The organism is Nitrobacter sp. CN101, from assembly GCF_055390255.1.
Genome location: NZ_AP038833.1, coordinates 907,514 through 927,996 on the forward strand (window position 1 = coordinate 907,514; position 20,483 = coordinate 927,996).

Consider the following 20,483-nt stretch of genomic DNA (forward strand, 5'->3'; position numbering starts at 1 on the left):
GAATGTCCGATCCGCTCACTCAGGTCATCGAACTGCTGCGCCCGCGCGCGATCTTCTCGAAAGGTATCAGCGGTGCAGGCCCATGGGCTGTGCGCTACCCCGCGTTCGGCCACCCCGGCTTTTGCGCGGTCCTGGAAGGACGGTGCCAGCTGATGGTCGATGGCGAGCAGCCCGCCACCTTGGAACAGGGTGATTTCGTGCTGCTGCCGGCGACGCCCGCCTTCACCATGTCGGGGTTTGAGCAGGCGACCCCGACGCATATCGATCCGAACAGCGTGTCATCGACGGCGGGGGAAACCCGGCACGGCCGCGCCGATGGCCCAGCCGACGTCAGATTGCTCGGCGGTTACTTCGCATTCGACACGCCGGACGCGGCGCTGCTAGTGTCCCTACTGCCGGGCATGATCCATATCCGCGGCGTCGAGCGGCTGACGACGCTGGTGCGGTTGGTAGCCGAGGAAGCGCAAGCGGAGAGCGTTGGTCGTGAACTCGTGCTGATGCGCCTGGCGGAGATCCTGCTGATCGAGGCGCTGCGAACGTCGGGGAGTAAAGACACGCCGCCTGGCCTGTTGCATGGCCTTTCGGACGCGCGTGTAGCGAAGGCCCTGCGCGGCATGCACAGAGATCCACAACGCACATGGACCGTGATCGAACTCGCGGATGCTGCTGGCATGTCTCGCTCGGCATTCTTCGACCGTTTCACCCGCGCGGTGGGCCTGCGTCCGATGGAATATCTGATGGCCTGGCGGATGGCCGTAGCCAAGGACATACTCCGGCACGACGATTTGCCTCTTGACGAGGTCGCAAGGCGCGTCGGCTACGGTTCGGCGAGCACGTTCAGCACGGCCTTCAGCCGCTATGTCGGACAGCCGCCAGGCCGCTACGCGAGAACGCGGCCCAACTAACGATCCATGAGTGTGCGAAGTCGCCGTATTCCGGTGTGCGGTGCTGCGCACCGGCAGGCCTGCCTGACCTCACAGCGTCCCCATGCCGCCATCGATCATGATTTCGCTACCGACAGTATAGGCCGCCTCGTCGGAGGCTAGGAAAACCACGGCCTTAGCGATCTCGGACGGCTCGCCGAAACGACCGGCAGGGACTTGACCTTTGATGCTCTCGGCAACGCTTTTCAGATCGGTCTCGCTGAAACCCAGCTTGCCGTAGAGCGGCGTTGCAATAGGCCCAGGGCTGACCGCATTGAGGCGGATGCCGCGGCCGATCAGTTCGCCAGACAACGTGCGGATGAACGATTGCAGAGCAGCCTTTGAGGCAGCGTAGACGCTCGAGTTCGGCATTCCGATATGGGCGTTGACCGAAGTGTTCAGCACGATCGAAGCCGGATTGGCCAGGATCGGCAATAGCGCCTGCAACAGGAAGTATGGGCCTTTGACGTTGATATCGAAGACACGGTTGAAGGCGGTCTCATCCCATTGTTCGACGGGTTTGAGCAGGGCAACGCCCGCATTGACGAAGACGATATCGAGGCCGCCGAAAGCTTGCTTGATGGCGTCCGCCACCGCTTTCTGGCCAGCGACGTCCGCTGCGTCGGCCTGGATGACCAGAACCTCCGGGCCGAGCGCCTTGCGTGCTGTTTCCAGCGTCTCGGGATTGGTGCCGGTCACCGCGACGCGGGCGCCTTCGTCAATGAATTGACGCGCCGTCTCCAGCCCGATGCCGCTGGTTCCGCCGGTGATGAGCGCACGCTTGCCTGTCAGCCTGTCCATGACCTCGGTTCCTTTTCTTCGGTGTTGGTCTTCGCTGCGGCTTTATGGAACTAACCATTTAATCCTCCTCTTAGTCCGACTTCGATGCGGTTAGGCAACGCGAAGTACGATCTTGCCATGTGACATGCGTCTTGCCGGTCCCTGTTCGCTGGGCGGAATTCCATGAACCCTTGGCAGGATCCCGACGATTTCCTCCCAGGTGTGGGCCACGTCTTCGAGCGCGTATACCGTAGCGACGTCCGCTTTTATCGTCCTCTCTTCTAGCAATCGCCCGATCCTGCCGAGCATCTCTCCTGACGGGGCTACCCTCATCATCATGCCGGACACACCCTACGCTGCGTCAGCGATTTTAGGTCTTTGAGGTGCTTGCTGTATCTCTCGTAAGCAATCTTGATCAGTCGCTTGTAGAGCTTGGTTTGGTTAGCGTTTTCCTTGTCCTCGCTACCCGAGCACAATGGCGAACTGCCGAGGGTTGAAGACGAAAGCAAAGCGCCAAACTCCATCGAGCCTGTACAGCGATGCCAAGATGACGACCGCGTTGCAAAAGCGATCAGCCTGTAGTGATCGTCCAGATGTGCTTGGGTTGCAAAGGCGGCTTTGCCTCCGTCAACTTCTGTTCCAGGACACTCGCCGGGTGGAATCTAGTTGATCTTGCAGGGCCATACTCCTCGGCTCAGTTACAGAGCAACAAACATGTCCAAATGACGTATTAGATCGGCTCTCCAGCGAAGGCGGCCCTCGCCTCTGGTCTGGCGGCAAGAGACCGGTTGCTTTTTGACCCACAAGAGCCCGCGCCTGAAGGCCACGGATGTCCGTCCCTCGGCAAATGTGAATATCGCGTGTTCGCGCGATGTGCTATGGTCCTATTCACTAGGCAGCCCGCGACCGCGGAGAGGGCGCGTGCCGATTGTTCTTACACTGCGCGAAATGATAACCGAGCGCGGTGGAGCACGGCAGTGTTTCCAATGTTCCGCGTGCGGCGTACTGAACAAACCACGACGATCGGATCGCTCGGTGGTACATCACTTGCACCACTTGCAAAACCGATTGTAGGGGTAACGCGAAGGTTGAGGACGATCGGTTCATACCGGAGGAGCCTCATGAGTCAGCTTGAGCCTGTCACACAAGCCTTCATCGACGGCCTTTTCGGCGCTGCACCCATCTACACGCTCTCGCCTGGGGTAGCTCGCGACGTGCTCGCCGGTGTCCAGAAGTCGGCGTCGGTAAAGCTCGCGCCCGCGCGCAGCGAGGACCGTATCCTCAATGTCGGCCCCAAGGGTCGCACCGACATCCGGATCTATCGGCCGGAGAGTGCCAAAGGTCGGCTGCCGGTGGTGATCTATACCCACGGCGGCGGCTGGGTACTGGGCGACCGCGAGACACATGATCGGCTGATCCGCGAACTGACCATTGGAGCGAACGCCGTTGTGGTGTTCGTCGACTATGATCGCTCGCCCGAGAGTCGCTATCCCGTCGCGGTCGAAGAAAGTTATGCCGTGCTCAAGTATGTGGCGGAGCATCCCGACGAGTTCGGCGCGGATGCCAGCCGTATTGGGATCGCAGGCGATAGTGTTGGCGGTAACATGACAACCGTGGTCGCGCTGCTCGCTAAAGAGCGTAAGGGTCCTGACGTCAAGGCACAGGTTCTTTTCTATCCGGTCACTGACGCCTCGATGTCAACCGACTCCTACAAAGAGTTTGCCGAGGGTCCGTGGCTGACCCAAAAAGGGATGGAGTGGTTCTGGGATCAATATCTGCCCGATCACTCGAAGCGCGCCGATATTCATGTCTCGCCGATCAACGCCAGTTCGGAGCAGCTCAAGGGCTTGCCGCAAACGCTTCTCTTGGTCGACGAGAACGACGTGCTGCGGGATGAGGGTGAGGCCTATGGCCGCAAGCTCGCGGCAGCCGGCGTTCCGGTCAGGTCGGTCCGCTACAATGGCACGATCCACGACTTCATGCTGCTCAATCCGATTGCGAACACGCCCGCGGTGCGTGGTGCCATCGATCAGGCGTCGGAATATCTGCGTGAGGTCTTCGCGGACTGATGGCTGCGAGGCCCCAACCAGTCGTGCCGCATGCTCCTGAGCGGTTGGCACTTTCAGAGGAGACAATTCCATGGACCTACGGTCGTCGACAAGGGAGGGGAAACCATGAAGATCGTCGTCATCGGCGGCACCGGCTTGATCGGCTCGAAGACCGTTGCCATTCTGCGTCAGGGCGGCCACGATGTCCTCGCTGCCTCACCCAACAGCGGCGTCAACACCGTCACCGGCGACGGACTCAAGGAGGCCCTGGCCGGCGCGCAGGTGGTGATCGACCTCGCCAATTCGCCGTCATTCGAAGACAAGGCGGCGCTGGAATTTTTCGAGACCTCTGGCCGCAACCTTCTCGCGGCGGAGGCCGCAGAGAACGTCCGACACCATGTCGCATTATCAATCGTGGCAATCGACCGGACAGATAATGGCTATTTCCGCGCCAAGGTTGCCCAAGAGAAACTGATCACGACTTCCGGCATCCCGTACACCATCGTCCGCTCGACCCAGTTCCTAGAATTTCTCCGCGGTATCGCCGATTCAAGCGCGGATGGAAACATAGTCAGGCTCCCGCCCGTCTTGTTTCAGCCCATCGCGGCGGATGACGTCGCTGCCAACGTTGCCGATGTGGCGCTCGCGCCTCCACGCAATGGCATCGTCGAGATCGCCGGCCCGGAACGAGCACCGTTCAACGAAATCGTCGCGCGCTATTTGAAGGCAGTCGGCGGCCCGCGTGAGGTCGTGAGCGACCCCGAGGCCCGGTACTACGGCGGCCGGGTCGAGGAGTACTCGCTCGTGCCGTTGGGCGAGGCGCGCCTCGGCCGCATCGGTTTCGACGAATGGCTCCGCCGCTCACAGGCAGCAGCCTGATCCCGCATCGGAGGTACGCCCAGTTTATCACGAGCGAGTCCCGGGTAACGAACGAAAGGGGCGACTATGACGATCAAACTCGTTGCGTTGGTTTCCATGCTGTGCCTCATGATCGGCACGGCGGCGGCTCAGGAGCCTAAGGTCACGTCACTCATGTCTAAGGATCTTCCAGAGAATCCTGACAGGGAAGCTCTGATGATCACAGTCGAGCACGCGCCTGGCGGGTCGAGCACTATCCACCGACACAATGCACATTCGTTTGTTTACGTGCTGGAGGGCTCCGTCGTGATGCAGCTGAAGGGTGGACAACAGGTGACACTGACACCAGGACAGACCTTCTATGAAGGCCCTGATGATGTTCACGTCGTCGACCGGAACGCAAGCGCCACCCAGCCGGCGAAATTCCTGGTGCTCTTGATAAAGGACAAGGGTGCCCCGGCGCTCGTGCCCGCACAGTAACTGTTACGCAATCCAAGTAGAAAAGGAACGATCAGCAGGAGGCAGACATGAGCTTGGACAACACCTCACACCCGGAGGAGGCGACTCCGCGTCCGGGTCCGTCTCTTGCGGGAGCTGGCGGCGAACCGCGGGTCGCTGGTGGCCTCACCTGTCGTTTCCGTCCGTGTGCCATGTGGCGGTCGCCTGGCGGTCGCCGGCGACGTCTTTCGTTGGGTACCGGGTCCCTGGGAGTACTGACCGCTTTTTCGGTTAGGGCCAAACAGACGACCTCATGCGTTTGAATAACTGATCAACAACGGGGACCTTCCATGATCCTAGGGATGTCGGCGGACGTCTTCACAATCTTGCACGTCATTATCACCCTTGTCGCAATCGGAAGCGGACTGATCGTTGTAGGCGGGATGTTTGCCTCGAACACATTGCCGGTCACAACTGCACTTTTTCTCTTCACGACGGCACTCACCAGCTTGACTGGATTTCTTTTTCCCATCAACGGCTTCACGCCGGCTTTGGGTGTCGGAATTGTGGCTTGTGTGATCCTAGCCGTCGCGCTGTTTGCTTTGTACAAAGAGCACTTGGCAGGCGCATGGCGCTGGATCTATGCAATCACCGCTGTTGTATCGCTTTATCTTAACGTCTTCGTTTTGGTCGTGCAGAGCTTCGTGAAGGTTTCGGCTCTCAATGCGTTGGCTCCGATGCAGACCGAACCACCTTTCGCGGTCACGCAGGCCGCTGTGCTGGCCATCTTCATTCTGATTGCTGTGATCGTCGTCATTAAATTCCGTCCCCCTCTTCAAGCGCAGATGTAGCAGTTTGCGATATCCGTTGTTTTTTGCGGATATTGTTGATTTAGTCGCCGACTTGCATCGGACTTGTCACTTCGCGGGGTCTCTATTTTCCGACCCGAAGTTTCGGAGCTGCCCTGCGCATGGAAGCATCGATCTCGGAGAGCATGCGCATTGTCATACTCCCACAGGACCGAGGACCGGCATTGGTCGAAGCTTTGCGAGCTTTCTCAGGTTCTGAGCGCTGGCAGTGAGAAGGAATTCATCTCGTGTGCCGCAGGGGCCGCGCAATCTCAGGCGGCTGAGCCTGAGGATAAGCTTGAGATGAGCGAGCAGCATCTCAAGCTTCTTGCGCCGATGCCGCGAACGTTCGTAAGCTGGAGTATTCACCAATGCTCGGGCTACATCGCGGGCATCTTCATCAATACAGCGCGGCACTTTGCGCTGCGGCGTGCTCGGACAGCGCCGTTTCTTGGATGTGCAGCCCTGGCAATCGGACTTGCTCGCGCGGTTAGAGTCGCATCCCGTCCCGTCCTTGGTGATGCCTGAGCGCGGTGTTGCGTAGGTCCGTCTGAACTGTACCAGCAACTTGCCCTGCGGGCAGGTGTAATGGTTGCGACCCGCGACGAAGTCAGATCGCGAAAATGTGCCGTCGGTCCGGTCAACTTGTCGAACATCGGATTGCGACTCGATCGATCTGCTGCTCCTTGACTAGCCAGGCGGGGTTCGCTGCCGAGCCATAAGCACTGTCGGCGGCAAGATGCCGGGGCTTGAAGATATCAATTTCGTTGCGCGGTCCAGTAGCCCGAGCATCGCTCATTCCCCTCGTGGCCGTTCCATGTCCCGCGGCCAGAAACACTGGAGAGTCGGCCGGAGCCGGAGGCGTATTTATCCTGAACGGTCACCGAAGCGCGAACCGCGCCAGATTTCGTGACATATCCTCTGAACCTTACGAGATTAGGATGCGTCACAACTCCGTTAGAAATATTGACGGTGAAGTTGTAGGTAGGATCGCACGCGCCTCGTTGCGTCACGAAGACGAGGTCCCAAGAACCATCGTAAGCCGATCGCGCGTTTGCGGTATGCGATAGGACAACAAAACAGATTATTGCCATCGCGCAGAGCGAAAGCATCTTCATAATGATTTCTCCCAACGTTAGCGTACTTCTTTAATGAAACTAGGTTCCTTGAACGGTTTTCAAAAGGCCTGAATGGCGATGCAGCCGCGGGAAGTTAGAGCAGGGTTATTCGTCGAAATTGCTTTGATCGCCCGGCTGAACCGCCCCGAAGGCGACAACGTAGGTCATGTTTGCCATGCTGTTCGCTGCGCCGCTGATAGCCATGTCGCCATGCGAGTGTCCGACCAAGACGACAGGTGTGGTGATGGTGGCGAGAAGGTTGCGCACGCTGTTGGCGTCGCGCTTGACACTTCGCGGCGGGTTGGCGGCTGCGACGACGGGGTAACGGTCCCCTTCCAGAACTTCGATGACGCCGTTCCAACTCGAGGAATCGGCGAAGGCTCCGGAAAGGCGGGTGACAGCGAGATCAGCTCATTGCGTCCGGCTCCCCTTTAATGTCAGCTTCCGCAAGATTTTCTGCCCCGCAATGCGCCCGGATTCCCAAGCCCCGGTCATTTGACTGGGGCACTTCTTCAGGCTTTGCACGAACGCTTCGCCTGCGAACACCAAATTGCCGACGACCAGCGGGTTACGGCGTTTGAAGCCGGGCAACATGGCCGAATAGGCGCCAAGGAAATTCGGATTGGTTGTCCAGTCGGTGATATGGATGCGGCCTTCCAGATTGTCGCGCGCACCGCTAAGATCCGGTTCGCCGACGCGATCGAGCAAATCGAGCATCTGGCTTTCCATGCCGGCATAGCGCGCCCCTTCCACCAGGTCCGACATTGCGCCCGAGGCAAAAATCGTGACAATCGGTTTGCCATCTGTGTGTAGATGCAAGAGCCAGGCATGGAGCTGATCGTAGATCGTGACGAATGTGTCCTGTGCGATCTTGCGCTCGGCAAAGAACTCAGGCCGTAGCGGCACAAAGATCTTGGTCAATCTGGCTGCCGTTATGCCCGCAAGAACCGGATCCAGCTGCGAGTGCACGTTCTTGTCGAATCGCACGGTGTTTGATTTCAGCACTCCAACAGAAAGTGTACTGAGGATGTAGTCAGCCTCTATCGCTTCCTGCTCGGTCACGATTTCAAAGTGCTTTCGAGTTTTCTTGACAGCTTGCACAACACGGCGGCGCCTTATGTCGGCCTTATAGAACTTAGCTTCGTTGGTCATGGCGGCGATGAGCTTTTCAATGCCATCCTGCAACTGCATGCCACCGGAGCCCGCATCATCGCCCCAAAATTCATCGCTCGAAACCTTCGCGGCGCTGTCGACCGCCATCCAGTTGTTGGCGCGTTCCTCGGCCACGGCGACGATCACGCGTGACCTAGACATTTCGGCCAATCGCCGTAGAGAAATATCTTCATCAGGATGCTGCGCCTTCCAGATCACGTACATCTCATAGAGCCGGTCCATCGCCCATTCGCGCTGCTCCGGCGCCATCCCACCATCGACAGAAGCACTGAAGCGGCGCGTAGCCGTATCGATGCTGATCGGCCCCAGATCGTAGTGCCGATCGCATGCCCACTTGTAGAACGGGTTTTTGGCACCGCCATGAAACCAGTGGGGACCGGCATCGACCGCCACGCCTGAGGACAATACATCAGTACGCGCCCGTCCGCCGATCCAGTCCGTGGCTTCAAGAATGGTCATCCGAGGTCGTGCGATTTTCTTGCCGGTCGCAATGAGTTTGTCGACACCTTCCCCGATAGTGATCGCGGCGGTGAGGCCGGAAATGCCGGCGCCGATGATAACGACATGTGCACGCATGGGCGGGAAGCTTGGAGTAAAGGAAGCCTTCCCTCAAGCTCCATCGCGTGGAACTGGCTTGCGGGAATTGGATTGTGAGTGCGGGCGTCCGGGGTGTGGCGCGTGTGATCGTCGCAAAGACGGTGCGGTTAGCTACTCTCACCGATGCCGTACTGGTAGCGATCGACGTGTCCCAGGAGGTGCTGATAGAGCGGCCTGAAGGCGGGCGTCGCCGACGGCTGACCGTGATGGCGACAAAGCCGGCTGAGACCATTGCGCCTGAGAATGCGATAGACCCCGACATCGCCAGTCAGTGTGCTGAAGCACCCGCAGCTTGTGGTCCACATCTCGCCGAAACTTGTGCATCCCAATCATCCTTCCTGCCTATAAGGCTCAAGAGAAAGGATGACTCGCAAGTCTGTACGTTCCTACAGGGGATCAAATCTATGGCGCGGTGGTCACGCGTTGATTGCGCGCCATGGGCATCCGGGACAAGCCCACCGCACCAGCTTCACCTTGGCAAATGGCTTTGCCGAACGGCTGATCGGATCGATCCGCAGGAATGCATTGATCATATCGTCATATTTGGTGAACGCCATCTGCGCCACGTGCTGCGCTCGCACATGAGCTACTACAACAGCACGCGCACTCACTTATCATTGATAAAGGACGCGCCGGTGTCACGTGCCGTCGAGACAGCCGGACGCATTCTCTGTCGACCGATTCTGGGCGGACTGCACCATCAATATGCTCGGATTTGATTTGCGGTAGATCCGGCTTCGAAACTGATTGTGATAGCGATTCGAAGGATGGCCTTATTTAACTGCACGCGTTCGGCACAATCGCCGCTCCGCCATAGCTTACGCGCCATTGTAACAATGCTGTCGTATAGCAACACTAAACGGGAACAATGGCCAAAGACCGAACTGCTGCTGAGGTGCGCCGCAAATTAAACCAAATTTTAACCAAGGGCGAGCACGCTTAGGCAGAAGACGTCTACTTCGAAGATGCGGCCGCACCGGGTCGGTGCGATCAAAGAACCAGGGCTGCCAGGTTCACTTTCAAACCGGAGTGGAGACGTTTGATGGGAAAAAGACAGTTCGCCGCTTTGCCGTTTCAACTGGATAACTCCGAACTCCGGGTGATGCTGATCACCACAAGGCGCAAGCGAAGGTGGAGTGTCCCGAAAGGATCACCGATGCGCAAGAAGAAGCCGCATTGTACGGCGGCCGCGGAGGCTTATGAGGAGGCAGGCCTGGTCGGCATCATAGAAAACCGCCCGGTTGGCAACTTCAAGCATCGTAAAGGAAAGGGTGAGCGCAAGCGGACCATAAATGTTGACGTCTTCCCCATGAAGGTACATGGGCAGGAGCGCTGGTGGCCAGAAAAGGGTGAGCGGGAAGCGATCTGGGTTTCGGCGAAAACGGCAGCGCGTCTGGTGCGCAAGGCGCAGCTCCGACGTCTGATCACTCGCTTCGCGGCCACGAGGGGAAATGCGTCCTCTGCCGTTGGTGAGGGAAGCCGGTCCTAAGAACCCCAGTCCAGCACCCCGGCGGATTGCGTCGCCCGCGTTCGCTTCGCAACCAGCTTCGCTCGCCGCGCGATTAGACCGCTCGGATTAGTTCTCGGCCTTAGGACGGCTCAGCCTTTGGAGGTCGCTGTCCTGAAGACGTCTTCCCGCATTACCTCTTCGGCCGCGTTGAATGAGGGCACCGCTCTCCACTCCAGATTTTCGCCATTGTCCCTACCGCAAACCATATCCGGCTGGTAGTCGATTGAGAATCGGGTGATGCTGTTGCGTGATGTTGGACCTGTGCAGACTGATCTGGCGGATGTTCACGGATCTTTTCCGGTCAAGAGCTACGCTTGAGGCCGAGATTTGGTATTGAGGCAACAATCAATGTGCTTCGACGAGGGGCGCCTCGCAAGCTTGCTTTCAACCTAATTGACCGACTGATTTTTATTGGTCTTTACCGGTTGTTCCCTCAGACCTGTAGTGCGCTTGCGATCGTTAAACCGGACACTGTTATAAGATGGCACCGCGCGGGCTTCCGATCGTATTGGCGCTGGAAATCGCGACGCCGCTGCGGCCGACCAACGGTGCCGTTGAAAATTCGTCCGCTGATCGGCGAGATGAGCCTTGCCTACCCGTTGTGGGGAGCGCCGAGAATCCATGGAGAGTCGCTCAAGCTTGGTATCGAGATCGGCCAGATCAGTGTCGCCAAGTATATGGCGCGGAGGAGGGCCCCTCCGTCACAAGGATGGAAGACGTTCCTTCGTAACCATGCAGATGGGATCGCGGCGATGGACCTGTTCGTGGTGCCGACAATCTCGTTCCGACTGCTCTATGGGTTGCTGATCATGGGCCACGGCCGACGGCAGATCCTGTGGTTTGGGGTGATCGCATCCATCGGCATTCGAGATCGTCCGACGTCTCCTCGCTCACCGTGGCAAAATGCGTATGCTGAACGGCTGATCGGATCGATCCGCAGGGAATGCGTTGATCATATCGTGGTATTCGGCGAACGCCATCTGCGCCACGTGCTGCTCTCGTACATGAGCTACTACAACGGCACACGCACCCATCTGTCATTTTGCGGTAGGCACAGGTGCCACAGCGGAGGAGAGCGGGTGTTCCGCCACCGGCGCTGCCACGGGCGCCGTGCTGATCGGGCCGGGCAACTTCCAGAACGGTTTGGCGCTCTCGAAGCGAGAATACGCCCTACGCGCGCGATCGAGCGCATTGCTGAGCTGCGCTTGTTGATCACCAATGATAAGTCCCGCAGCAAATGCGCAGTGGCGGCTTTTCTCCTCCGTCAAACCTCTTATTCGGCCGGCGATGATATCTTCGAAAAGCGCCTTGTGCGTGACGATGTCATTGGCCTTGCCCAGGCAATTCTGTAATTGCGTCAACGATACCCTGATTTTCTTGTGTTGCTTCGCGGGTTTCTTGCGATGGTACAGGCCGGCAAAGAACTCGATTGCATATCGGACTTTCTTGACCTGAATCCGCAGCCTGTGCAATTGCTCCGCATTGAGCTCGTCGATTCTTGCGCCTCGTCGCTTGATCCGTTTGCAACGGCGCGAAAGTTGTTCGGCGGCATAAAGCTCGATTGGCATGTCGCGCCGCGTGCGCATCGCCGCGTCTTCCGAAGTGCTCCATAAACCAGCCTCCACCCACTCCATGGTATTGAGAACGAGTGTACGGAATCGAGCGGACTGGACCGCCTCGTGCGCCTGCCGATAGCTCTTCAGGCGCTTGCGCGCGAACATGTTGCCGATGCTGGCAAGGCCGGGCTCATTGGCATGGCGCTTCCGTAGCGGCTTAATGACTTCGAAGAGAAGCGTATCCAACTCGCGTGCGGGGCCTAGTTCCTGTGCCAGCCATCTTAATTCGGTCCTTATCGCGCCGGCGCGGTCGTCGCCCACCAGCACGGAAAACAGCGAAATGGCGGCGCGCAGCCGGCGCAGTGCGACGCGCATCTGATGCAGCGCAGTCACGTCTCGGCCCAGCATGGCGGGTACATTCGCGACCAAGTGGCGTAAGCAGGCCCGTCCAATCAGGGTGAATGCGCGGCCCGTACTCGTTCCCGCGCTTAACTCTGGACTGCTTGCCGTCTCGGCCGCGACCGCCGTCGTCTCGACGAGTTCATAACCGCGGTCAGGTTTGCTCTTAAATTCGAGATGGGCTGGTACAATATCGACAATGTCACGCGCGACCTTGAAAAGGTCCGCAGTCTTGCCGTGCTTGAGCTCTAGTTCAATCTCTGAAACCGGGCGCGAGGAGCCGGTTGCGAGAATCTGGCCCTCGTCGATCGCCATGACGATATCGGCCCCATTTCCGTTCAGATGATAGGTCGTGCGCTCAACCCGGGTCTCAAAGATCGGTTTCAAGGGTTGGTGCGCTTCATCGACGAGAATTCGGCCAAGAGCCGTGTCGTTCACTCGGGAGAGGTCTGGTTGATCACCCTCGATCGTCTGTTCCCACGCGGATCGCTCGAAAAAGCCGGCGCCGCGATCGGTTGACTTTATGGTCTGGAGGTACTTGTCGCCGACACGGCACACCCGCAAGATCAATCCATGGTCACGCAGAAACAGATCGTCGGAATCAAAATAGGTCGAATCCAGCATTTCATGGGTCGGACTATCAAGAGAACCTATAAAACGAGGGTGGTTGCGAAGCGCGATGATATCTTCGGGTGTGACCCAAAGCTTTAGTTCGACTTCGGTTGGATTGCCGACCATGACCATTTGCCGATCGAGAGGGATACGAGCCGTCAACGAATCTGAGGGCAGGCATAGAACTATCACATGACAGCCGGCTGCGGCATGTGACTTTGCTGTCCCATTCAAATTCTGTTCGCGGGTTTGATTTGGCGGCGGAACTTGGGGCGACTGTTTTGCACCTTGGAGGTGAGTAATTATACTGTCGCTCGCGATTCCATAGAGCGAGCATCTTCGCTGCGATCTAAGCTTTGTGGGCATCGCGGTGGCTGGTATGGCGTTTGACCTTCTGGCATAGGCTTGATTGAAATTTTGCAGTGCATGTCCACAAAGCAACCGACTTGGCGTGCACTCTTCGGTCGCAATCGGGGTAAGCCGAGATGTTGCGGACAGCTCAATTCGCCAGAGAATGACCCCAACTCGACCTATCAGCCGTTCTAGAAACAGCTACCGTCCGTGTGAAGTGTCATAAAAATCATAAGAACGGCGCTTAAATCATTGGGGCTTTTCGCCGGCCTGTTCCGGGCATTGTGACAATTTCCACCTTAAAACGTTGCGGCTGGAATGCTGTAGATTGTCCATGAAAATATCAGGTCTCACCTGCACCTGCTCATCGGCTTACGAAGTCGCGGAATTAAGCTTGCTGGTTGGACGGTCGGGTGGGCTGGTTATGCGCTCTGCGGCCAACTTCTCGAGTCCTGGCAGGATGACAAGTTGCGAACCTACCGACTAGTTTTGTTGCCAGAACACAAGTAACGATCCGTCACTCCGCCGCCATCTCCGCGCAACGACCGCTTGACCTGACGACCGTCAGCGCAACGCGCTGTGTTATCGGCTGCAAGTACGGCGGACGGCATTATTCGATACGCCAACAGCTTGTCCGACCGCCTCCGGGGGCACCGATGGACTATTTCCGCCGCTTCACCTTCCTGTTCGCTGCCCCCGTCTTCGATACCGATGATCTCGAGGGTCTCCGTTTTAACCAAATCGTCGCGGAGATCGAGCGCTCCGGATTCGAGGTCGTAAGGGCACGAAAGCTCGAGGATGCGGAGATCGCTGTGCAGACCGATGCAGCGATCGGCTGCATGGTGGTCGACTGGGGCAAGAAGGGGCTGGAGGGCAAGACCGCTGCGCTGATCAATCTGATGCGGCGGCGGGGCCTCGACTTTCCGATCATCCTTCTGATCCGCCGCAAGCGGTTCGAGGATTTGCCGGTCGAGGTGCTCGACTTCATCGATGGCTACGTGTTCCTGTCGGAGGAGACGCCGCCGTTCATTGCAAAGAACCTGATCAGCCGCCTTAAGCAACATGCCGAGACGCTGAAGACGCCTTTCTTCGGCGCACTTGTCGACTATGCCGAGGAGGGCAACCAATTGTGGACCTGCCCGGGCCATAATGGCGGGGTGTTCTACAGCCGCAGCCCGATCGGGCGGGTGTTTGTGGAACATCTGGGCGAAGCGGTGTTCCGCGACGACCTCGACAATTCCGTGCTCGACCTTGGTGACCTCCTGACCCATGAAGGCCCGGCGCTCAAAGCGCAGAAAGAAGCGGCGCAGATCTTTGGCGCCGAAAAGACCTATTTCGTACTCAACGGCACCTCGACGTCCAACAAGGTGGCGCTCGGCGCGCTCGTCACCGACGGCGACCTCGTGCTGTTCGACCGCAACAACCACAAGGCCGCCCATCACGGCGCGCTGATGATCGCCGGCGGCATTCCAGTCTATATCCCGACGGTGCGCAACGCCTGGGGATTGATCGGCCCGATGCGCTGGGACGCGCTCGACGAGACCGCGTTGCGCGAGCGCATCCGCAGCCATCCACTGGTCAAGGACGCGGATGCCTGGCGCAAGCCGCGCCCGTTCCGCGTCGCCATGGTCGAAGCGTGCACCTATGACGGCATCATCCACAGCGCCGAGATGATCCTCGAGCGGATCGGCCATCTCTGCGACTACATCCTGTTCGACGAGGCCTGGGCCGGCTTCATGAAATTCCACCCGCTTTATGCCGGCCGCTTCGCCATGGGCCTTTCGGGCCTCGATGGCGAGGCGCCGGGCATCATTGCGACCCAATCGACCCACAAACAGCTCGCGAGCTTTTCGCAGGCCTCTCAGATCCACTTCAAGGACCGACACATCAAGGGGCAGAAGCGGCGGATCGAGCACCGCCGCTTCAATGAAAGCTTTATGCAGCACGCCTCAACGTCGCCATTCTATCCACTGTTTGCATCGCTCGACGTGGGCGCGCAGATGATGAAGGGCCGTTCCGGTGAGGTGTTGTGGGACGATACCATCCGGCTCGGCATCGAACTGCGCAAGAAGATGCGCGCGGTACGGCGCGAATTCGAAGAGAAGGAGCTGCGTCCGGAACGGCGCTGGTTCTTCGAGCCGTTCGTGCCGGACCGCGTGGCGATCCCCGATGTCTCCCGCGAGGGCGCGGTGCATAACGTCGCATGGGAGACCATCAGCACCGACCTGCTCGCCACCAACCCGTCCTATTGGCAGCTGCGGCCAGGCGCTGCCTGGCACGGATTCCCGGAGCTGGCGACGGGCCTTGCGATGACCGATCCCAACAAGCTCACGATCCTGACCCCGGGCTTCGACCACGCGACCGGGGACTACACCGACCATGGCATCCCCGCTCCGATCGTCGCGCAATATCTTCGCGAGAACCGCATCGTGGCGGAAAAGAATGATCTCAACTCGCTACTGTTTCTGCTCTCGCCCGGCGTCGAGGCCAGTAAGGCCGGCACCTTGATCAGCGGCCTCGTCGCGTTCAAGAAATTGCATGACGACAACGCGTTGCTGGAAGAGGTGATTCCCGAGTTCCATCGGCGCCGATCGGCTCGCTATGCCGGCGTGCGCCTGCGCGATCTCTGCCTCGAGATGCACGGCTTCTTCCGTGGCGCCAATGTCAGCGCGCTCCAGGGGAAACAATTCCTTCCCGAGCATCTGCCCGAGATCGCGATGTCGCCACGTGATGCGACGCGCTATCTCGTTCGCAATGATGTCGAATATTTACCGATCGATGCCATCGGTGGCCGCATCGCCACCACCCCGTTCGTGGTCTATCCGCCGGGCATCGCCACCATCGTGCCGGGCGAACGGCTCACCGAACGGGCGCAACCGATGATCGACTATCTCAAGATGTTCGAGACCTGCTTCAATATGTTTCCGGGCTTCGAGGTCGAGATTCAAGGCGTCTACAAGGAAGTCGATGCATCCGGTCGCACCCGGTTGCATACTTACGTGGCCTCGGAATGAATCGGCCGATGCAAACCAGGAACCCGGGCATGACGAACGAACTGCCGGTACTGGTCCGCCCTTCGCGCGACGGCGATGTCGACGCGATGCTTTCGATCTACCGCCGCCATATCCGCCGCGGGATCGAGGACAGTATCGACGACAGCATGCCGGAGCCGGAGGATTTGCACGACCGGCGCAAAAACCTGCGCAATCACCGCCTGCCGAGTCTGGTCGCGATCTCAGGCGGTGAAGTCGTGGGCTACGCCTATGCGGTACCGTTCCGCAAGCGGCCGGCGTACCGCTTCACCGTCAAGCATTCGATCTACGTCCGTCACGAGCATCAGGGTCGCGGCGTCGGGCAGCTATTGCTACAGCAACTGATCGACACCTGCGCGGCCTCTGGTTTTCGGCAGATGATTGGCTATATCGACGCCGACAATACGGCGTCGCTCGCCCTTCACGTGAAGTTCGGCTTTAGTGAGGCTGGCCTGCTGCCTGGCGTCGCCTATCGCTACGGCCGCTGGGCCGACACCATCATGGTGCAGCGGTCGCTGGGGGTCGGTGTAACCGAGCCGCCACTCCTTTCCAACTTCGGTCGCTGAATTTCTGCTGGTGGCGCTGGTTATGTCGCGCGCCACCCTGGTCTAGAAATACGTTGCAGATCCAGAAATTGCAGGATGAATTTACTATAATACGTGTCCCAAGCCTCCCAAACCTACCTGCGGTAGTCGAGCGCTCGTAATACCAAGGCTCGCTAATCAAAACCGGTGCGCCAATCACGCATTTCGACGATCGATTAGCCTGTTCCAAGCGTAGCAGCAGCAGTGGTTGACGATATCTTCGTAGGACTTGAACACGCGGTTCGACAACCAGTTGTCGCGCATGAACTGCCAGACGTTTTTCTGCGGATTAAGTTCCTGGCACTTCGCTGGCAGCGGCAGGATCGTGATGTTGGGTGGAACCATCACGAGGGCGGCGCCCTTGCCGTCCTTCGGGCAGATCGCACCAAAGATGTAAAGTGGAGGCGGTTCGCTGGTCGCGCGAGGGGTGGCATGGCGAACTCCCTCGTTCGCCATGTGGAATCAGCCCGCCGCTGATTTGAAAAGCTCCACAGAGTCACGCTCTCCGAGATTTAGTATAAATCCGATCTCGAGCGGGCGCGAGCCAAGCTTGAGATCGCCACGGCCGACGTAGAGCGGGGGACCCCGCTGATCAGCCCTCATAGCCGGGCGTATTTCCGATCGGCGCCTCGACGCCGGAAATCTGATCACGGGCGGCCAGAACGGGGCGACCTTGCTGACCGTGATTGTTTCCATCGATCCCATTCACCTCATATTCGACGGTAATGAGTCTGCACTACCTGTGTCTCGCCGCAGCTGGAGGGCGACGATCGTCGCGCGACGTGCCGAACCCGGTTTCCGTTCGACTCGCGGACGAGATCGATTTCAAGCGCATGGGCCGAGCGGCGAGCGAGTGCTGGCAATCAAACTTGGACGCTGACTGAAAGAGCCGCCATGGAAGTGGGCGCGCTCAAGCACAGGCTGCGCCTTAGTGTCGTTCATTGCACGTCGGGAGCCCTGTCCTCTTCCTTCATAGCAACCCGACAACGCAGACGAATGGCAGCTGGTTATGACAGGGCTCGCTGAGCGGCACCGGTGCATTGCGCCGGCTTCTGCACGAGAAATGATCTCGAGGTTAGGTGGATGCCCGATTCGTCTGCATATCCGATCGGCAGGGAGGCTACCGCAGCAATTACACTTGGCTGGTCGAGCGGGACGGGGCCAAAACGAACGCCACGATGCTTACAGCGCCTTGGTCCGCCGGAGCAGCCACCAAGTCAGTGCTCCCGCGGCGATCACCAGCAGCAGCGCGTACCAGGTGCCCCCGTCGCCGGTCTGGAACGGCATGTCCTTGGTGTTCATGCCGAAGAAACCGGTGACTAGCGTGGAGGGCAGCATGCAGGCGGTCAGGACCGACAGCGTGAACAGGCGCCGGTTGGTGATCTCCGTCATGCGGCCGGCGATTTCGTCCTGCAGCAGTCGCGCGCGCTCGTAGACCGCGCTCAACTCGTAGTCAAGCGCGTCGAACTTCTGCGCAAGCTTGCGCATCGCCGACAGCAGGACTTCGGATTCGACGTCGTCGCGGGTCTCCATGCGATGAAACAGCGCACGGACCTGCGAAAGCTGTCGTCGCGTGCGGATCGCCTTCAGGCGCACGCGGCCGAGCCGCAATCGCTCATCGTCGATCTCGTCGTGCAGCACGTGATTCTCCGCGACATCGAGTTCGTCACCTAGGCTCGCCGAATAGCGTCCGATCACGTCGGCGAACTGGTCGATGATCGCATCGAACAGTGACACTGGAGTGGGAAACTTGCGGCCGCCGTCGATCGCACGCCGCGTCAGCTCGATCGCGCGCAGCGGTTTGCGCCGGGCGGTTATTATTAGCTTCGACGAGATCGCAAAGTGCACCCGTAGGAGCTCGTCGCCCTCCTGCAAGAACTCCTGATGCAGGTCAGGCAAGACGCCAGCGATCTCCTCGTCGAAGATATCAAGGCGGATATGCTCGTCGGTATCGAGCAGGGTTTCGCGCGCAACATCGGACAGCTGCGCGCTCCTAGCGAACCAGTCGTAGCAGCGACGGTTGGACAGATTGAAATGTAGCCACAGCCAGCCGTGCGGATCAGCGAGTTCCGCATCGAGGTTGGCGATGTCGAGCTTCGTCGCGGAGCCGTCTCGCGCGAAGCGATAGGCCGAGATGATGCCGATTTCGGCGAGGGCCTGGTCCATCCGCCAACCCGTTGCTTGTGCGAGGCAGGCAATACGTCAATGCAGTGACGGTTAATGACAACTATCTAAACCCCATCGAGCGTCTTTGCCAACTTAAACGCTTCTAGCCGCCTGTCCCTACCGCAAACCATATCCGGCTGGTAGTTGATTGAGAATCGGGTGATGCCGTCGCGTGATGTTGGACCTGTGCAGACTGATCTGGCTGATGTTCACGGATCTTTTCCGGTCGCGAGCTACGCTTGAGGCCGAGATTTTGGTATTGAGGCAACAAATCAATGTGCTTCGGCGAGGGGCGCCTCGCAAGCTTGCTTTCAACCTAATTGACCGATTGATTTTCATTGGTCTTTACCGGTTGTTCCCTCAGACCTGTCGTGCGCTTGCGATCGTTAAGCCGGACACTGTTATAAGATGGTACCGCGCGGGCTCGTACATGAGCTACTACAACAGAACGCGCACTCACTTATGATTGAAAAAGAACGCGCCAATGTCACGTGCCGCCGAGACAGCCGGACGCATTCTCTGTCGACCGATTCTGGGCGGACTGCACCATCAATATGTCCGGATTTAAATCGCGATAAGCCAGGTAGGAGCGTGTCAGCGAGGCGTATTGCAAGAGCGAGGCGCGTTTAGATGTTGGTCTGCTCGGGCGGCACGCCTTTGGGGAGCTGCGCGGCTCCGTTTGCTTCTTCGCACGCCACCTCCTTCATGCCCACGCCGTAACAGGTCATCGACAACGATCCCATGGCATACCCGCGGAGCAGAGCCTGGGCATCCCTGTCCGCCGCGGCCAATCCCGCTGTATAGAGAAGAGGGATAAAATGGTCAGGTGTGGGGACAGCCATGTGAAAGTCGGGATGCTCGACCGCTGTCAGAATATCGGCAGGGGCTTCGGTCATCTGGCGAGCCACCATGTCATCGAAGCGGTGTGCCCAGTCGAAGCCGATGTCCGGGCGGCTCCGCTCAATGAGGCGAAGATTATGCACGACGTTGCCGCTGGAGATGATCAACACGTCTTGCTTGCGCAAAGCACTCAGCTTGACGGCGAGGTCAAGGTGATAGTCCAGCGGCTTTAGAGCGTTGATCGATAACTGGACGACAGGGACATCGGCTTTCGGAAAGAGATGGGCGAGCACGCTCCAGGTGCCATGATCGAGGCCCCATTGATCGCGGTCGGCACCAACCCAGTGCGGCTTGACAACCTCCGCCACCTCGCCAGCTAATTCCGGCAGGCCTGGTGCGGGATAATCGAAAGCAAACAGTTCATTGGGGAAGCCGTAGAAGTCGTGAATGGTGCGCGGGTGGGACATGGCGGTCACCGCGGTCGCCCCGATGAACCAATGCGCCGACACGACCAGCACTGCGCGCGGTCGTGGCAGCGTTTGTCCGAGCTTCCGCCACGCCTGTGTGTAGCCGTTATCCTCCAGGGTGTTCATCGGACTACCGTGACCGATGAAGAGGGCGGGCATGATGGCCACTTCAAAACTCCCGTT

At 58.9% G+C, this 20,483-nt stretch carries 15 protein-coding genes and 3 pseudogenes; 10 read left to right on the top strand and 8 right to left on the bottom strand.

Features of this window, described 5'->3' with window-relative positions; translation table 11 throughout:
• Positions 1-2 precede the first annotated feature (2 nt).
• The gene (locus ACZ5IL_RS04325; RefSeq protein ID WP_464595374.1) at positions 3-905 is read left to right on the top strand and encodes an AraC family transcriptional regulator; all 903 of its coding nucleotides are present in this window, start codon (positions 3-5) and stop codon (positions 903-905) included.
• Between the two features lie 69 nt (positions 906-974).
• On the opposite strand, the gene ACZ5IL_RS04330 is transcribed toward ACZ5IL_RS04325, so the two are convergent.
• Positions 975-1,724: an SDR family oxidoreductase gene (locus ACZ5IL_RS04330; protein WP_464595376.1), complete on the bottom strand. Its 750-nt coding sequence runs from the start codon at positions 1,722-1,724 to the stop codon at positions 975-977.
• 1,100 nt (positions 1,725-2,824) lie between these two features.
• Between ACZ5IL_RS04330 and ACZ5IL_RS04335 the strand changes: the two genes are divergently transcribed.
• The 4 genes from ACZ5IL_RS04335 (at position 2,825) to ACZ5IL_RS04350 (ending at position 5,898) form a co-directional block, all read left to right on the top strand.
• Positions 2,825-3,772, top strand: a complete 948-nt coding sequence (locus ACZ5IL_RS04335; RefSeq protein WP_464595378.1) for an alpha/beta hydrolase — start codon at positions 2,825-2,827, stop codon at positions 3,770-3,772.
• A gap of 105 nt (positions 3,773-3,877) precedes the next feature.
• Complete coding sequence (locus ACZ5IL_RS04340; protein WP_425908196.1) at positions 3,878-4,630, top strand: SDR family oxidoreductase; 753 nt, start codon at positions 3,878-3,880, stop codon at positions 4,628-4,630.
• 66 nt (positions 4,631-4,696) lie between these two features.
• Positions 4,697-5,089, top strand: coding sequence for a cupin domain-containing protein (locus ACZ5IL_RS04345; RefSeq protein WP_464595379.1), 393 nt, complete (start codon positions 4,697-4,699; stop codon positions 5,087-5,089).
• 320 nt (positions 5,090-5,409) lie between these two features.
• Positions 5,410-5,898, top strand: coding sequence for a hypothetical protein (locus ACZ5IL_RS04350; protein WP_464595381.1), 489 nt, complete (start codon positions 5,410-5,412; stop codon positions 5,896-5,898).
• A 153-nt stretch (positions 5,899-6,051) separates the two neighbouring features.
• Here ACZ5IL_RS04350 and ACZ5IL_RS04355 read toward each other — a convergent pair.
• The 3 genes and pseudogenes from ACZ5IL_RS04355 to ACZ5IL_RS04365 form a co-directional block, all read right to left on the bottom strand.
• Positions 6,052-6,706, bottom strand: a pseudogene (locus tag ACZ5IL_RS04355) (transposase); the annotation flags it as partial.
• Between the two features lie 412 nt (positions 6,707-7,118).
• Positions 7,119-7,280: a hypothetical protein gene (locus ACZ5IL_RS04360; RefSeq protein ID WP_464595383.1), complete on the bottom strand. Its 162-nt coding sequence runs from the start codon at positions 7,278-7,280 to the stop codon at positions 7,119-7,121.
• Positions 7,281-7,424: 144 nt separating this feature from the next.
• The gene (locus tag ACZ5IL_RS04365; RefSeq protein ID WP_464595384.1) at positions 7,425-8,762 is read right to left on the bottom strand and encodes a flavin monoamine oxidase family protein; all 1,338 of its coding nucleotides are present in this window, start codon (positions 8,760-8,762) and stop codon (positions 7,425-7,427) included.
• Positions 8,763-8,866: 104 nt separating this feature from the next.
• On the opposite strand from ACZ5IL_RS04365, the gene ACZ5IL_RS04370 reads away from it, so the two are divergent.
• The 3 genes and pseudogenes from ACZ5IL_RS04370 to ACZ5IL_RS04380 form a co-directional block, all read left to right on the top strand.
• Positions 8,867-9,502, top strand: a complete 636-nt coding sequence (locus ACZ5IL_RS04370; RefSeq protein ID WP_464595385.1) for a hypothetical protein — start codon at positions 8,867-8,869, stop codon at positions 9,500-9,502.
• 437 nt (positions 9,503-9,939) lie between these two features.
• On the top strand, positions 9,940-10,272 hold the full coding sequence (locus ACZ5IL_RS04375; RefSeq protein WP_464595386.1) for an NUDIX hydrolase: 333 nt from the start codon (positions 9,940-9,942) through the stop codon (positions 10,270-10,272).
• An 830-nt stretch (positions 10,273-11,102) separates the two neighbouring features.
• Positions 11,103-11,273 (top strand): annotated as a pseudogene (locus ACZ5IL_RS04380) (integrase core domain-containing protein); the annotation flags it as partial.
• 57 nt (positions 11,274-11,330) lie between these two features.
• Here ACZ5IL_RS04380 and ACZ5IL_RS04385 read toward each other — a convergent pair.
• Positions 11,331-12,986 carry a CYTH and CHAD domain-containing protein gene (locus ACZ5IL_RS04385; RefSeq protein WP_464595387.1) on the bottom strand — a complete coding sequence of 552 codons (1,656 nt, stop codon included), beginning with the start codon at positions 12,984-12,986 and terminating at the stop codon, positions 11,331-11,333.
• 881 nt (positions 12,987-13,867) lie between these two features.
• Between ACZ5IL_RS04385 and ACZ5IL_RS04390 the strand changes: the two genes are divergently transcribed.
• Positions 13,868-16,225 (top strand): Orn/Lys/Arg family decarboxylase, encoded by a 2,358-nt coding sequence (locus ACZ5IL_RS04390; RefSeq protein ID WP_464595388.1) that lies wholly within the window; start codon positions 13,868-13,870, stop codon positions 16,223-16,225.
• Between the two features lie 29 nt (positions 16,226-16,254).
• Positions 16,255-16,809: an N-acetyltransferase family protein gene (locus ACZ5IL_RS04395; RefSeq protein ID WP_464595389.1), complete on the top strand. Its 555-nt coding sequence runs from the start codon at positions 16,255-16,257 to the stop codon at positions 16,807-16,809.
• Positions 16,810-16,983: 174 nt separating this feature from the next.
• Here the strand turns inward: ACZ5IL_RS04395 and ACZ5IL_RS04400 are convergent.
• The 3 genes and pseudogenes from ACZ5IL_RS04400 to ygiD form a co-directional block, all read right to left on the bottom strand.
• Positions 16,984-17,275: pseudogene (locus ACZ5IL_RS04400) on the bottom strand (IS630 family transposase); the annotation flags it as partial.
• Between the two features lie 734 nt (positions 17,276-18,009).
• A complete protein-coding gene (locus ACZ5IL_RS04405; RefSeq protein ID WP_464595390.1) occupies positions 18,010-18,993 on the bottom strand; it encodes a CorA family divalent cation transporter in 984 nt (327 codons plus the stop codon).
• A gap of 626 nt (positions 18,994-19,619) precedes the next feature.
• A complete protein-coding gene (ygiD, locus tag ACZ5IL_RS04410) occupies positions 19,620-20,459 on the bottom strand; it encodes a 4,5-DOPA-extradiol-dioxygenase (protein WP_464596813.1) in 840 nt (279 codons plus the stop codon).
• Positions 20,460-20,483 lie beyond the last annotated feature (24 nt).

What these genes read in the sequence shown, in the direction of transcription:
- ACZ5IL_RS04385 (WP_464595387.1), bottom strand. Translation starts at nt 12,986, where the DNA reads ATGGTCGGCAATCCAACCGAAGTCGAACTAAAGCTTTGGGTCACACCC.
- ACZ5IL_RS04375 (WP_464595386.1), top strand. Translation starts at nt 9,940, where the DNA reads ATGCGCAAGAAGAAGCCGCATTGTACGGCGGCCGCGGAGGCTTATGAG.
- ACZ5IL_RS04405 (WP_464595390.1), bottom strand. Translation starts at nt 18,993, where the DNA reads ATGGACCAGGCCCTCGCCGAAATCGGCATCATCTCGGCCTATCGCTTC.
- ACZ5IL_RS04395 (WP_464595389.1), top strand. Translation starts at nt 16,255, where the DNA reads ATGACGAACGAACTGCCGGTACTGGTCCGCCCTTCGCGCGACGGCGAT.
- ACZ5IL_RS04390 (WP_464595388.1), top strand. Translation starts at nt 13,868, where the DNA reads ATGGACTATTTCCGCCGCTTCACCTTCCTGTTCGCTGCCCCCGTCTTC.
- ygiD (WP_464596813.1), bottom strand. Translation starts at nt 20,459, where the DNA reads ATGCCCGCCCTCTTCATCGGTCACGGTAGTCCGATGAACACCCTGGAG.
- ACZ5IL_RS04350 (WP_464595381.1), top strand. Translation starts at nt 5,410, where the DNA reads ATGTCGGCGGACGTCTTCACAATCTTGCACGTCATTATCACCCTTGTC.
- ACZ5IL_RS04325 (WP_464595374.1), top strand. Translation starts at nt 3, where the DNA reads ATGTCCGATCCGCTCACTCAGGTCATCGAACTGCTGCGCCCGCGCGCG.
- ACZ5IL_RS04365 (WP_464595384.1), bottom strand. Translation starts at nt 8,762, where the DNA reads ATGCGTGCACATGTCGTTATCATCGGCGCCGGCATTTCCGGCCTCACC.
- ACZ5IL_RS04330 (WP_464595376.1), bottom strand. Translation starts at nt 1,724, where the DNA reads ATGGACAGGCTGACAGGCAAGCGTGCGCTCATCACCGGCGGAACCAGC.
- ACZ5IL_RS04345 (WP_464595379.1), top strand. Translation starts at nt 4,697, where the DNA reads ATGACGATCAAACTCGTTGCGTTGGTTTCCATGCTGTGCCTCATGATC.
- ACZ5IL_RS04335 (WP_464595378.1), top strand. Translation starts at nt 2,825, where the DNA reads ATGAGTCAGCTTGAGCCTGTCACACAAGCCTTCATCGACGGCCTTTTC.
- ACZ5IL_RS04340 (WP_425908196.1), top strand. Translation starts at nt 3,878, where the DNA reads ATGAAGATCGTCGTCATCGGCGGCACCGGCTTGATCGGCTCGAAGACC.